This is a genomic window from Pseudomonas sp. GLN_2, assembly GCF_043106005.1.
In the GTDB taxonomy this organism is placed as follows: Bacteria; Pseudomonadota; Gammaproteobacteria; order Pseudomonadales; family Pseudomonadaceae; genus Aquipseudomonas; species Aquipseudomonas alloputida.
This window is the reverse complement of record NZ_JBICMC010000016.1, coordinates 12612-25680: the sequence shown is the minus strand read 5'-3', so window position 1 is coordinate 25680 and position 13069 is coordinate 12612. Positions and strand designations below refer to the sequence as shown.

The 13069-nt window shown below is 64.4% G+C and carries 11 protein-coding genes; 10 read left to right on the top strand and 1 reads right to left on the bottom strand.

The window, feature by feature from the left end:
- Window positions 1–20: 20 nt before the first annotated feature.
- The 4 genes from ACF8Q6_RS04140 to ACF8Q6_RS04125 all read left to right on the top strand — a co-directional run bounded on the left by ACF8Q6_RS04140 (window position 21) and on the right by ACF8Q6_RS04125 (window position 6678).
- Window positions 21–1238, top strand: a complete 1218-nt coding sequence (locus ACF8Q6_RS04140) for a fumarylacetoacetate hydrolase family protein (RefSeq protein WP_060538482.1) — start codon at window positions 21–23, stop codon at window positions 1236–1238.
- Window positions 1239–1337: 99 nt separating this feature from the next.
- Window positions 1338–2645: an MFS transporter gene (locus ACF8Q6_RS04135; RefSeq protein WP_019751388.1), complete on the top strand. Its 1308-nt coding sequence runs from the start codon at window positions 1338–1340 to the stop codon at window positions 2643–2645.
- 125 nt (window positions 2646–2770) lie between these two features.
- Entirely contained in the window at window positions 2771–4420 is a 1650-nt protein-coding gene (locus tag ACF8Q6_RS04130) for a VRR-NUC domain-containing protein (RefSeq protein WP_392490449.1), read from the top strand.
- On the top strand, window positions 4417–6678 hold the full coding sequence (locus ACF8Q6_RS04125; protein WP_392490448.1) for an ATP-dependent DNA helicase: 2262 nt from the start codon (window positions 4417–4419) through the stop codon (window positions 6676–6678). The genes ACF8Q6_RS04130 and ACF8Q6_RS04125 overlap by 4 nt, the downstream gene beginning before the upstream one ends.
- Before the next feature lie 97 nt (window positions 6679–6775).
- Here ACF8Q6_RS04125 and ACF8Q6_RS04120 read toward each other — a convergent pair whose 3' ends face one another.
- Window positions 6776–7957, bottom strand: a complete 1182-nt coding sequence (locus ACF8Q6_RS04120; RefSeq protein ID WP_392490447.1) for an NnrS family protein — start codon at window positions 7955–7957, stop codon at window positions 6776–6778.
- A gap of 216 nt (window positions 7958–8173) precedes the next feature.
- Here ACF8Q6_RS04120 and xerC point away from each other — a divergent pair, with 216 nt between their 5' ends.
- The 6 genes from xerC to ureE all read left to right on the top strand — a co-directional run bounded on the left by xerC (window position 8174) and on the right by ureE (window position 13061).
- Entirely contained in the window at window positions 8174–9088 is a 915-nt protein-coding gene (xerC, locus tag ACF8Q6_RS04115) for a tyrosine recombinase XerC (protein ID WP_392490446.1), read from the top strand.
- A 277-nt stretch (window positions 9089–9365) separates the two neighbouring features.
- Window positions 9366–10199, top strand: coding sequence for an urease accessory protein UreD (locus ACF8Q6_RS04110; protein WP_392490445.1), 834 nt, complete (start codon window positions 9366–9368; stop codon window positions 10197–10199).
- A 9-nt stretch (window positions 10200–10208) separates the two neighbouring features.
- Window positions 10209–10511 carry an urease subunit gamma gene (locus ACF8Q6_RS04105; protein ID WP_003253929.1) on the top strand — a complete coding sequence of 101 codons (303 nt, stop codon included), beginning with the start codon at window positions 10209–10211 and terminating at the stop codon, window positions 10509–10511.
- A gap of 19 nt (window positions 10512–10530) precedes the next feature.
- Entirely contained in the window at window positions 10531–10848 is a 318-nt protein-coding gene (locus tag ACF8Q6_RS04100) for an urease subunit beta (RefSeq protein WP_003253928.1), read from the top strand.
- Window positions 10845–12548 carry an urease subunit alpha gene (gene ureC / locus ACF8Q6_RS04095; protein WP_392490444.1) on the top strand — a complete coding sequence of 568 codons (1704 nt, stop codon included), beginning with the start codon at window positions 10845–10847 and terminating at the stop codon, window positions 12546–12548. Before ACF8Q6_RS04100 ends, ureC begins: the two co-directional genes overlap by 4 nt.
- Before the next feature lie 9 nt (window positions 12549–12557).
- The gene (gene ureE, locus ACF8Q6_RS04090; RefSeq protein ID WP_232862523.1) at window positions 12558–13061 is read left to right on the top strand and encodes an urease accessory protein UreE; all 504 of its coding nucleotides are present in this window, start codon (window positions 12558–12560) and stop codon (window positions 13059–13061) included.
- Window positions 13062–13069: the final 8 nt, after the last annotated feature.

The following is a 13069-nucleotide window of genomic DNA, read 5'->3' as shown; positions in this document are numbered from 1 at the left end:
TGCACAGCAAGGGAACACAGATGACTGATCGAACGAACGCCAATCAACCGCTGCCACTGAACCATGATGCCAGCGTTTTCGACAGCGGCAGCTGGGTAGGGCGCGTCTGGTTGCCGGAGCAGGGGCCGGCGGTGGTGCTGGTGAAAGCCGGCGCCGTCTACGACATCAGCACCCACGTGGCGACCGTCTCGGCGCTGCTGGAAGTGGACGATCCGGTGGCCTACCTGCGTGCCTTGCCGCTGGCCGAACCCTTGATTGCGCTGCCGGCATTGCTGGGCAACAGCGATCCCACACGGCGCACCCCGCACCAGCCGTGGCTGCTGGCGCCGATCGACCTGCAAGCGGTGAAGGCCGCTGGTGTGACCTTCGCCACCAGCCTGCTGGAGCGTGTGGTAGAAGAACAAGCCAAGGGCGACCCGGCCAAGGCCGACGCCATCCGTGACACCCTGGCCAGCCGCATTGGCGCCGACCTGTCGCAGATTGTGCCCGGCTCGGCTCAGGCCGAAGCGCTGCGCAAGGTGCTGGTAGAGCAGGGCCTGTGGTCGCAGTACCTGGAGGTGGGTATAGGCCCGGATGCCGAAGTGTTCACCAAGGCCCAACCGCTGTCCGCGGTTGGCCACGGCGCCGACATCGGCATCCACCCCAAGTCCAGCTGGAACAACCCAGAACCGGAAGTGGTGCTGGCCGTGTCGAGCAATGGCAGCATCAAGGGCGCCATGCTCGGCAACGACGTCAACCTGCGTGACTTCGAAGGGCGTAGCGCGTTGCTGCTGTCCAAGGCCAAGGACAACAACGCCTCCACTGCACTGGGCCCGCTGCTGCGGTTGTTTGACGAAAGCTTCGGCCTGGACGATGTGCGTGCTGCCGAGGTGGACCTGCGGGTGGAAGGCGAGGACGGCTTTATCCTCGCCGGGCGCAGTTCCATGCGCCAGATCAGCCGTGACCCGCAAGACCTGGTGCAGCAAACCCTCAACGAAAACCACCAGTACCCTGACGGCCTGGTGCTGTTCCTCGGTACCCTGTTCGCCCCCAAGCAGGACCGCGATCAGCCGGGTAACGGCTTTACCCACAAACCGGGTGACGTGGTGAGCATCAGCAACCCGCAACTGGGTACCCTGTGCAACCGCGTGACCACCAGCGATCTGGCACCGCAGTGGGACTTCGGCCTGCGCGCGTTGATCGACAACCTCGGCCGGCGTGGCCTGCTGGAGGTCGCGGCCACCGCCCGCCCGCTTTGAACGGCTCGCTGCGTCAGGGAGGGGCGCAGCATCATCGAGGGATCGTCAAGGCGCTGACAGCGCGGCAACAATAATAATAAAGGTCATCACATGAACCCAATGAAGAAGTACCAGCGCATTACCGTCGTGTTCCTGCTGCTGATCGGCATCGTCAACTACCTGGACCGTAGTGCGCTGTCGATCGCCAACACCTCCATCCAGAAAGACATGATGATCAGCCCGTCGCAGATGGGCATCCTGTTGTCGGCGTTTTCCATTGCCTATGCCTTTGCCCAGTTGCCAATGGGCATGATCATCGACCGCCTGGGCAGCAAGATCGCCCTCGGCGCCTCGTTGCTGGGCTGGTCGGTTGCCCAGGCGGCGTTTGGCATGGTCAACAGTTTTGCCGGTTTCATGGGCCTGCGGGTGTTGCTGGGGATTGGCGAGGCGCCGATGTTCCCATCGGCGGCCAAGGCATTGTCGGAGTGGTTCGACGCCAACGAGCGCGGCACCCCGACCGGTGTGGTCTGGTCGTCGACCTGTCTTGGCCCCTGCCTGGCGCCGCCGTTGCTGACGCTGTTCATGGTCAACTTTGGCTGGCGCGGCATGTTCATCATCACCGGCGTGATCGGCGTGGTGCTGGCGCTGTGCTGGCTGACCTTCTACAAGAGCAAGGCCCGTTTTCTGGCAGAGCTTGCCGCCGAGGGCAAACCGCTGCCGAGTGAGCGCCAGGCTGCGGCCGCCACGGTAACCGCGCCGAAGGCTTCGTACTTTGCCGGCTGGCTTGATCTGTTCAAGCACCGCAGTACCTGGGGCGCGGTGTTGGGTTTCATGGGGGTGATCTACATGCTCTGGCTGCACCTGACCTGGCTGCCGGGCTACTTCGAGCGCGAGCATGGCCTGGACCTGTACAAGACCGCCTGGGTGGTGTCGCTGGCGTATGGCTTCGGTGCGGCGGGTACCATCGTTGCCGGGCGCTTCTGTGACTGGCTGGTAAGGCGTGGCATGAGCGTGCTGGGCAGCCGCAAGTTCAGTGTCATCACTGGCCTGGTGCTGGCAGCGCTGTTCACCTTGCCACTGTCGTTCGTCACCGGCCTGACGGGGTGCATCATGCTGCTTTGCCTGGCGCTGTTCAGCATCAATATGGCCAGTGCCACCGCCTGGATGATCGTCAACACCATTGTCGACAGCCAGCGCGTGGCCTCGTTTGGCTCGATCCAGAACTTCGGCGGTTACATCGCAGGCTCGGTGGCACCGATCGTGACGGGCTTCAGCATCCAGTACTCGGGCTCGTTCACCACAGCGTTCATGATCAGCGCGGTGGTGGCGCTGTGCTCGGCGGTGGCGTACTTCCTGCTGCTACAGGCACCCATTGGCAGTGCCAGGGTCGAGGCGGGCGGGATGGCTGGCGCAACTGAACAGGCGTGAACGCTACGGGGGCTGCAGTGCAGCCCCTGAACCCTTGGTTGATTGTGACGCGACCCGCGGCGCTTGTCATGGAGGGGTATCTGTATGTATAAACAGTGCCTGTTGCCGCTACCTGACTTCCGCCCGTGATCGCCCATTCCGTCGACGACCCGTTCTACTACCTGCATAACTTCCGCCAGGTCGTGCTGTGGGTCGAACAGCGCTACCAGGACCTGCTCGATGACCAGGAACTGGCCTTCATCCGTGCCTTCAGTCAACTGCAAGCGCCAGCCCAGGCCTTGATGGTGCGCATGGTGATGCGCAAAGGCGAGTTGTTTCGCAGCGATCGGCTCGACTACGCCGAAATCGGCGACACTGCGCTGGCGCTGCAGCCGTTGCTGGCCCTCGGCTGGGTACGGGAGCCCGAGCAACTGCACCTTGAACAGCTGTTCGCGTTGCTGCGCAAGGAAGAACTGGCCCGCTGCTTCGCCCGGCAACTGAACCGCCCGCGCGCGGCCAAGCATGAGTTGTTGGCACAGTTGCAACCCCTGGCGCTGGCAGCCCGGTCACTGGTCGAATGGTTCCCTGACAGCGAGGTACGTATCCTCCAGTGGTGCCTGCAACCTCTGTGCGACCGCATGCGCCTGCTGTTCTTCGGCAACCTGTACCAGGACTGGTCAGACTTCGTCCTTGCCGACCTGGGCTTGCTGCGTTACGAGCAGGTGCCGTTCAGCTCCGATTCGCGTGCCTTGCAGCAACGTGACGATGTCGACCTGGCCATGGCGCTGCACCAGTGCGCCGAGCGCCTGGAGCAGGGCGGCGACCCGCTGCCGATCCTTGCCACCCTGCAGGGCCTGCACAGCAGCAACCCCTGGCTGGCCCGGCGCCATGCGCGACTGCAATTCGCCGTGGGCCAACAATGCGAACGCCTGGGTGAATGGGACCTGGCCACGACGGTGTATGCGCAATGCAACCATCCCCAGGCGCGCATTCGCCAGGTGAGGGTGCTGGAGCGCACCGAACAGTGGCACCAGGCCCATGCACTGGCGGTGCAACTGGCTGCGGCACCTGCCAACGCGCTGGAGGTTCAGGCGCTGCAGCGCATGCTGCCACGCCTGGCGCGCAAACTCGGCGGCCCGCCACAGCGGCGCCAGCGCAGCACGCCGCTGGAACTGATCGAGCTCGAACTGCCCCGCGGGGACGCTGCACTGGGCGTTGAAGAAGCCGTGCGTCAGCACCTGATGCAAGAGGGGGGGCAGGCGCATTACGTGGAAAACACGCTGTTCAACAGCCTGTTTGGCCTGTTGTGCTGGGAGGCCATCTTCGCCCCGGTGCCCGGCGCATTCTTCAACCCGTTCCAGGCCGCGCCACAGGACCTGCACGACAGCGACTTCCAGCAACGGCGCAGTGCACTGTTCGAACGCTGCCTCGGGAGGCTCGACGAGGGTAGCCATCGCCAGGCGATTCTCGACTGCTACGTGGCCAAACAGGGGCTGCAGTCGCCGTTCGTGTTCTGGTCCATGCTCAGCGAGGAACTGCTGGAGCAGGCCTTGGCTTGCCTGCCGGCCGCGGCGCTCAAGCAATGTTTCCTGCGCCTGTTGCAGGACATTCGCAACAACCGTACCGGCATGCCCGACCTGATTCAGTTCTGGCCCGAGCAGGGCCGTTATCGCATGGTCGAGGTCAAGGGGCCCGGTGACCGCCTGCAGGACAATCAGCTGCGCTGGCTGGAGTTCTGCAGGCAGCACGGCCTGCCGGTCGCGGTGTGCCACGTGCGCTGGAGCGAAACGCCTTGAGCTACAGCGTAGCGGTGCGCGCCTTGTGTGAGTTCAGCGCCAAGGTCGGTGACCTGGACCTGCGCTTCACGCCATCGCCCACCGCCCAGGAGGGTATCGAAGGGCATCAGCGGGTGGTGGCGCGGCGGGCTGCTGGCTACGAGTCGGAAATCGCCCTTGAAGGCCAGTTCGAAACCCTCAGGGTGCGGGGCCGTGCCGACGGATATGACCCTGCCAGCAATCGTCTGGAAGAGATCAAGACGCACCGTGGCGACCTGGCGCGTCAACCGGCCAATCACCGTCAGTTGCACTGGGCACAGGCCAAGGTTTATGGCTGGTTGATGTGCCAGGCACGACAACTGCCCGCCATCGAGGTGGCGCTGGTGTACCTCGACGTGGACAGCGACGGCCAGACGCTGTTCACGGAGCACTGTTCGGCTGCCGAGTTGCAGGCCTTCTTCGAAACCCAGTGCCAGCGCTTTCTGGGCTGGGCCCGATCGCAGCAACGACGCTTGGCCGAACGTGACCAAGGCCTGCTGGCGCTGAGTTTCCCTTACCCACAGTTCCGAAAGGGCCAGCGGCAGTTGGCTGAAACCTTGTACAAGGCGGTGAGTACCGGCCGTTGCCTGATGGCCCAGGCCAGCACCGGCATTGGCAAAACCCTTGGTACCTTGTTCCCGCTGCTCAAGGCCATGGTGCCGCAGCAGCTGGACAAGCTGTTTTTTCTCACCGCCAAGACACCAGGGCGGGCACTCGCCCTGGATGCCCTGCGCCAGATCACCGATGCCACGGCGCAACCTGCCCTGCGCACATTGGAGTTGATCGCCCGCGACAAAGCCTGTGAGTACCCGGACAAGGCCTGTCATGGTGAGTCCTGCCCATTGGCCGCAGGTTTCTACGACCGTTTGCCGGCTGCGCGCGAGGCTGCGGCAGCACTGCCGTTGCTCGACCGCGCCAACCTGCGTGAAGTGGCCTTGGCGCACCAGGTGTGCCCGTACTACCTGGGCCAGGAGATGGCACGCTGGGCCGACGTGCTGGTCGCCGACTACAACTACTACTTCGATGCGCATGCTTTGCTGTTCGGCCTGACCCAGCTCAACCAGTGGCGAGTGGCAGTACTGGTGGACGAAGCGCATAACCTGGTCGAGCGTGGGCGCGGCATGTACAGCGCCAGCCTTGACCAGGGCCAGCTGCTGGCGTTGCGCCAGAACAAACCGCCTGGGCTGGTCAGTGCGCTGGACCGCCTGAACAGGCAGTGGAACGCGCTGTATAAAGAGCAGCGTGCGCCGTACCAGGCCCGCGAGTCGCTGCCCGAAGGCCTGCTGCGCGCCCTGCAGCAGTGCGTCGGGGTGATTCAGGAACAGATGAACCAGGCCCCCACGCACATGGACCCCCAGGTGTTGCAGTTCTACTATCAGGCCTTGCAGTTCTGTCGGGTTGCCGAGCTGTTCGACGAGCACTTTCTGTTCGATATCAGCCAGCGCCAGGGCCCGCGCAAGCGGCGGCTGGCCACGCTGTGCCTGCGCAATGTCACCCCGGCGCGGCTGCTGGCACCACGCATGCAGGCGGCGCGCAGTGTGACGCTGTTTTCCGCCACGTTGAGCCCACGGCACTTCTACAGCGACCTGCTGGGCATGCCAGCCGATACCGCCTGGCTGGACGTGGCCGCGCCGTTCCGTGCCGAACAGCTGGAGGTGCGCATTGCCAGCCAGGTGTCCACCCGTTACCAGCAGCGCCAAGCCTCCCTGGCGCCGATCGTTGACCTGATTGCCCGGCAATATGAGCGTATGCCGGGTAACTACCTGGCGTTCTTCAGCAGCTTCGAATACCTGCAACAGGTGGCAGGGCTGTTGGCCGAGCAGCATGGGCAGATTCCGCTGTGGTCACAGGAGCCGGGCATGGACGAGGCAGCTCGCCAGGCATTTCTCGATCGCTTTGTCGCCGATGGCCGAGGTGTGGGCTTTGCCGTATTGGGCGGCGCTTTCGGCGAAGGGGTGGATTTGCCCGGCACGCGGCTGATTGGTGCGTTTGTCGCTACCCTGGGGCTGCCTCAGGTCAACCCGGTCAACGAGCAGTTCAAACAGCGCCTGGGGCGGCAATTTGGCGCGGGTTTCGATTACGCGTACCTCTACCCGGGCGTGCGCAAGGTGATCCAGGCGGCGGGCCGGGTTATTCGGGGTGACCAGGACCGTGGCGTACTGGTGCTGATTGACGAGCGCTTCGCCGAGCCCCGGGTGCAGCAGATGTTTCCAGGGTGGTGGGCGGCGGCTATTGTCTAGCGGTCTTTCGCCTTTGACGATCAGTTGCAATCAGGGGGGATCAAACCATCCACCAAGTTCCCCTCATGGCACACCGCCGCAAGGCGGCCCAAGCACGTCAACCGGGCATTCCGTCTGCCCGGGGCCGGAGCAGGATGGGCAGGTAATGGCGCAGGAACAGCAACAGCGCCAGGCTCCAGCACAGTGCCGAAACGCTTACCCCCAGCGATGTGAACAGCGGCAGAATCACCCGGGCCAAGGTCGCCAGTTGCATCAGGGCAAAGGCCCAGGCAATGCTGGTTGGCACCTGCAATGGCCTGCCGGTGTGGCCCAGGCTGACCCGCGCCATCATGGCCAGGATCAGCCCGGTCATGGCGCCAACGGTCAGCGCGTGGGTCACCAGGCTCGGGCTCAGGGCCACCCCGCTATGCCACAACGCCATGCCCAGGCAGGCCAGGGCGAGCCAGGCGTAGGCCAGGTGTAGCGACCACAGCAACGGTACGCGCCACAGGCCACGGTCATGCCACAGCACCAGTCGGGTCGCGTGCAGCGCGAACAAGGCAAAAAACAGCACCGCCAAATTTGCTTGCGGCGTATCGGCCAGGCCGGTGGCAAACGCCAGCGGTACTGCGACGCTGAGCAACAGGCAGGCTCGGTCCAGCCATGGGCGGGCAGGGGCCGCGTCAAGGTGACCCAGGCCACGGCGGGTAAAGAAGGGTATGACCCGGCCGCCGAGTACGGTCATCATCGCCGTCACCAGCCACAGCCCGGCAAATATTCCACGACGCTGCCACAGTTCGTCCTGGTGCAACCAACCGGCCAAGGTCAGCCACTGGCAGGCGGCAATCAACAGCACCAGTACGACGATCGGGTAGTTGTTGCGCAGGCGCCGTTGCAGGACCGGTCGTGCCAGGCTCAATGCCACCAATGGCAGGAAGCTGCCCTCGACCAGTACCAGCAAGCTACCCGGTAGTGGCATAAACCAGCTTACCCGCCCCAGCAGCCAAAGCAGGAACAAACCCTGCAGCGCCCGCCCGCTCAAGCCTGGGATGCCGCTCCAGTTCTGCACGGCGGTCAGCAGAAAACCCGCGATAATGGCGGCGGCGAAGCCGTAAAGCATCTCGTGGCGGTGCCAAGCGAGCATACCCCCGGGCGGTGCAGGGGCCAGTGCCCCAGCCAGTACGCCGGCCCACAACAGCAGGGCGATCAGCGCAAACAAACTGCCACCCAGGAAGAACGGGCGAAAACCCAGGCTCCAGACGGCTTGGCGTGGGCGTGAAGCAGTGGGTTGCAAGAGCATGGGCAGTCCTTGGTTCGTTCAGTAGGCATCAATTGGGGTAAGATCACGATCCGTGCCAGTTTGCAAAGCCCTTGAATATCAAGGTGATGGCACTTCTCAGGGTCCGAATGACACGCGCGTACTGCGGTCATTCAGACTGGCTTGTATGTCGTTTTGACTTGCTTCAGGGTTTGCCTGGTTCAGTGCCGGCTGACGCTTCGCTACAGGATTCACGTTTTGTCCGACCTCTCGAAAAATCCGCTGCTGCAGTACATGGCCCGTCTGGCCCCATCCAGCCAGCAAACCATGCGCTACATTCTTCAGGACGCCGCCGACCGGCTAGGTTTTGTCGACTGCAACATTGTCGATGTGCCTTGGCATCGGCTCGAGCCGGGCCATGTGATTGCACTGGTGGCTGCCCTGCGTGCCGATGGCTACGCGCCCAACAGCTCGTCGCTGTACGTCAACGCGATTCGCGGGGTGATGAACGAGGCCTGGCGTCAGGGCCTGATCAACCACGAGCAGCTGTTGCGTATTCGCGAGGTCAAGCCCGCCACGGGCAGCCGCCTGCCGCCAGGGCGCAACCTGCGCCGCAGCCTGATCCGCGAGCTGATGGATGTGTGCGCCGCCGACCCGCGGCCACAGGGGGTACGTGATGCGGCGATCATTGCCTTGCTGTACGGCACCGGCATGCGCAAGTCGGAGTCGGTCGACATCGACCTCGACCAGGTCGACTTCGAGGCGCGCAGCCTGCAGGTAGTGGGCAAGGGCAACCACCAGCTGGTCAAGTACGCACCGCCGTGGGCGTTCGAGAAGCTGCAGGCCTGGCTTGAACTGCGCCGCCAGGACCTGCCTGCCGGGGCGGAAGATGACCCGTTCCTGTTCAACCGCATCCGTCGCGGCAACCACATTACCCGGGCGCGCATTACCAAGCATGCGATCTACTACATTGCCCGCCAGCGCGGCGCGCAGGTGGGGGTGAAGATCATGCCGCACGATTTTCGCCGGGCATTCATTACCCGGGTGATCGAAGAGCACGACCTGTCGATTGCGCAGAAGCTGGCGCACCATGCCAATATCCAGACCACGGCCATCTATGACCGGCGTGATGACAACGAGCGTCGGCGTGCCGTGGACCGCTTCGATTACTGAGGCTTGAAATTGTGGGGCTCAAAGCAGCCCCCTTTTCACGTATGCCGGCACCGAAACAGGGCCGACACACGCCCCTGCTTTGTGCGCCATTCCCCCGCATGCCCGATGCCAGAGCGGGCGCAGCACAGATTTCATCATCGTTCACCTGCGAAGTTGGCCCGCAACCTGCTATATCCAGCCTGCGAATTTGATCGAGTGGTCAGGCCGTACGCGCTAGCAGGCGCCCGCGCCGGACCCTCTAAACGGCCAGCAGGCCACGGATTTCAGGGGCCGCAGGATGTCGCTCGCGGAGCAGATCGAACAACAGCAAGACGATGCAGGCTGGAGTGCTCACCTGCAGTTGCGCTTTGTCCAGCGTGACGGCGTGACCCGCCTTGGTGCGTGGAAGCATTTCGGACCTCTTTTGGTGCAGCGGCCTTTCTATCCTGAAGGTGCGCCGTGCCATGTCTATGTCCTGCACCCGCCGGGCGGTATCGTCGCCGGCGACCGCCTGGAACTGGACATTCACCTGGAGCCGGGTAGCCACGCGCTGCTGACCATGCCCGGCGCCAGCAAGTTCTACCGCAGCATTGGCCCGACCGCGCGGTTGACCCAACGTTTTCACATGGCCACGGGCAGCACCCTGGAGTGGCTGCCGCAGGACAGCATCTTCTTTTCCGGCGCCCGCGCCAGCCTCGCCAGCCGTTTTACCCTCGAGCCGGGCGCCCGCCTGCTGGCCTGGGAAACCCTGTGCCTGGGCCGTCCGGTCATGCACGAGCGTTTCGACCACGGCGCCCTCGACAGCCTTTTGCACATCGAACTGCCTGACGAGGTTGGCCTGCATGAGCGCCTGCGGCTCGCAGGCGGGCACCTGGACAAGCTGGGTGGGCATCCGCTACTCGCCACCTTTTGTGCCGCACCTGCCGATCAGGCAGTGCTGGAGCAGGTTTGCCCGCTACTCGATGAACTGGGCAACCCGGCCGGTGCGACCCTGCTCGGGTCGTTGCTGGTGATCCGCGTGCTCGACCATGACAACCAACACCTGCAACGCACCCTGCAACGCCTTTGGCATGTGCTGCGCCCGGCCATCCTCGGCCTGCCAGCCTGCCCGCCGCGTATCTGGGCTACCTGAGAGAGCGCCATGGAGCTTACCCCGAGAGAGAAAGACAAACTGCTGCTGTTCACTGCCGCGCTGCTGGCGGAGCGGCGTCTGGCCCGTGGCCTGAAGCTCAACTACCCGGAGGCCGTGGCGCTGATCAGTGCCGCGGTGCTCGAAGGCGCCCGCGATGGCCGCACAGTCGCCGAGCTGATGAGCCTGGGGCGTGAAGTGCTGACCCGTGAGCAGGTGATGCCCGGTATCGCTGAAATGCTTCACGACGTGCAGGTCGAAGCGACCTTCCCGGATGGCACCAAGTTGGTGACCGTGCATGACCCCATCGTCTGAAACCGCCAAGGAGCGTCGCATGATCCCAGGTGAAATCCAGGTCGCCACGGGCGACATCGAGTTGAACAGTGGCCGAGAAACGGTCAGCGTCAGTGTGGCCAACCATGGCGACCGGCCGGTGCAGGTCGGCTCGCACTACCACTTCTATGAAGTCAACGACGCGCTGGTGTTCGACCGGGCGCCCACCCTGGGCTTTCGCCTGGACATCCCGGCCGGCACTGCCGTGCGCTTCGAGCCGGGTCAGGCGCGTACCGTGCAACTGGTGGCGTACGCCGGCAAGCGTGAGGTCTATGGTTTTCAGGGCAAGGTGATGGGCGCGCTGGAGGGCAGGGCATGAGCCGTATTTCCCGTCAGGCCTATGCCGACATGTTCGGCCCCACGGTTGGCGACCGCGTGCGCCTGGCCGACACTGCGCTGTGGGTGGAGGTCGAGAAAGACTTCACGATCTACGGCGAGGAGGTGAAGTTCGGCGGCGGCAAGGTTATTCGCGATGGCATGGGGCAGGGCCAGATGCTGGCGGTCGAGGCCATGGACCTGGTGTTGACCAATGCGCTGATCATCGACCACTGGGGCATCGTCAAAGCCGACATCGGCATCAAGCATGGACGCATTGCGGTGATCGGCAAGGCCGGCAACCCCGATGTGCAGCCGGGCGTGAGCGTGCCGGTCGGGCCAGGGACCGAGGTAATCGCGGCCGAGGGCAAGATCGTCACCGCCGGGGGGGTCGATTCGCATATCCACTTCATTTGCCCGCAGCAGGTGGACGAGGCATTGAACAGCGGTGTCACCACGTTCATCGGCGGTGGAACCGGGCCGGCCACTGGCACCAATGCCACCACCTGCACGCCCGGCCCCTGGTACCTTGCGCGCATGTTGCAGGCCGCCGACAGCTTGCCGATCAACATCGGGCTGCTCGGCAAGGGCAATGCCTCGCGGCCGGACGCGCTGCGCGAGCAGATTGCCGCAGGTGCTGTCGGGCTCAAACTGCATGAAGACTGGGGCTCTACGCCAGCAGCCATCGACTGTTGCCTGGGCGTGGCCGAGGAAATGGATATCCAGGTGGCGATTCACACCGACACCCTCAACGAGTCGGGCTGTATCGAAGACACGTTGGCGGCCATCGGCGACCGCACCATCCACACCTTCCATACCGAAGGTGCCGGTGGCGGCCATGCCCCGGACATCATCCGTGCGGCGGGGCAGGCCAACGTGCTGCCATCCTCGACCAACCCGACTCTGCCGTACACGATCAACACCGTGGACGAGCACCTGGACATGCTCATGGTCTGCCACCACCTGGACCCGAGCATCGCCGAGGACGTGGCCTTCGCCGAGTCGCGCATTCGCCGCGAAACCATCGCTGCCGAGGACATCCTGCACGACATGGGCGCCTTTGCCATGACCTCGTCCGACTCCCAGGCCATGGGCCGGGTTGGCGAGGTGGTGCTGCGCACCTGGCAGGTGGCGCATCAGATGAAGCTGCGTCGCGGGCCGCTGGCACCGGACACCTCGTACAGCGACAACTTCCGGGTCAAGCGCTACATCGCCAAGTACACCATCAACCCGGCACTCACCCACGGCATCGGTCACGAAGTGGGCTCGGTGGAGGTCGGCAAGCTGGCCGACCTGGTGCTGTGGTCGCCAGCGTTCTTTGCGGTCAAGCCGGCCCTGGTGCTCAAGGGCGGGATGATCGTCACCGCGCCCATGGGCGACATCAACGGCTCCATACCCACCCCCCAGCCTGTGCACTATCGGCCGATGTTCGGCGCGCTGGGGGCGGCGCGGCATGCCACACGCATGACATTCCTGCCCCAGGCGGCAATGGACCGCGGGCTGGCCGAGGCGCTGAACCTGCGCAGCCTGATTGGCGTGGTCAACGGTTGCCGGCGGGTACGCAAGCCGGACATGGTCCACAACACCCTGCAGCCGCTGATCGAAGTCGATGCGCAGACCTATCAGGTGCGTGCCGATGGCGAGCTGCTGGTCTGCGAACCGGCCAGCGAACTGCCGCTGGCCCAGCGCTATTTCCTGTTCTGAGGAGCACAAATGATTGTCTTGAGCCGCCGTATCTCCGAACCCGGCACGCGGGTTGTCAGTGGCACTGTCACCCTCGACGTGGACAGCCGTATCAAGAGCCGCCTGCGAGTAACCCTGGACGATGGCCGCGAAGCCGGGCTGATGCTGGAGCGCGGCCACCTGCTGCGCGGAGGTGAACTGCTGGCCGATGCCGCGGGCACCCAGCTGATCCGCGTGCTGGCGGCGCCCGAGGCGGTGTCGACGGTGCGCTGTGCCGATCCACACCTGTTGGCCCGCGCCGCCTACCACCTGGGTAACCGCCATGTGCCGCTGCAGATCGAACCCGGGCTGTTGCGCTTCCAGCACGACCATGTGCTGGACGACATGCTGCGGGGGCTGGGCCTGACGGTAGAGGCCGAACAGGCTCCGTTCGAGCCTGAAGCGGGCGCTTACCAAAGTGCACCACATGGCCACAGCCACAGCCATGCCCATGGCCACGATCACCCGTTCGTACGCCTGCCTGCCCATTCCTGAACTGCCCT

Excerpts from the sequence above, each read along its gene's own strand:
- ACF8Q6_RS04140 (WP_060538482.1), top strand. The coding sequence starts at position 21 with ATGACTGATCGAACGAACGCCAATCAACCGCTGCCACTGAACCATGAT.
- ACF8Q6_RS04135 (WP_019751388.1), top strand. The coding sequence starts at position 1,338 with ATGAAGAAGTACCAGCGCATTACCGTCGTGTTCCTGCTGCTGATCGGC.
- ACF8Q6_RS04120 (WP_392490447.1), bottom strand. The coding sequence starts at position 7,957 with ATGCTCTTGCAACCCACTGCTTCACGCCCACGCCAAGCCGTCTGGAGC.
- ACF8Q6_RS04110 (WP_392490445.1), top strand. The coding sequence starts at position 9,366 with ATGTCGCTCGCGGAGCAGATCGAACAACAGCAAGACGATGCAGGCTGG.
- ACF8Q6_RS04105 (WP_003253929.1), top strand. The coding sequence starts at position 10,209 with ATGGAGCTTACCCCGAGAGAGAAAGACAAACTGCTGCTGTTCACTGCC.
- ACF8Q6_RS04100 (WP_003253928.1), top strand. The coding sequence starts at position 10,531 with ATGATCCCAGGTGAAATCCAGGTCGCCACGGGCGACATCGAGTTGAAC.
- ureC (WP_392490444.1), top strand. The coding sequence starts at position 10,845 with ATGAGCCGTATTTCCCGTCAGGCCTATGCCGACATGTTCGGCCCCACG.
- ureE (WP_232862523.1), top strand. The coding sequence starts at position 12,558 with ATGATTGTCTTGAGCCGCCGTATCTCCGAACCCGGCACGCGGGTTGTC.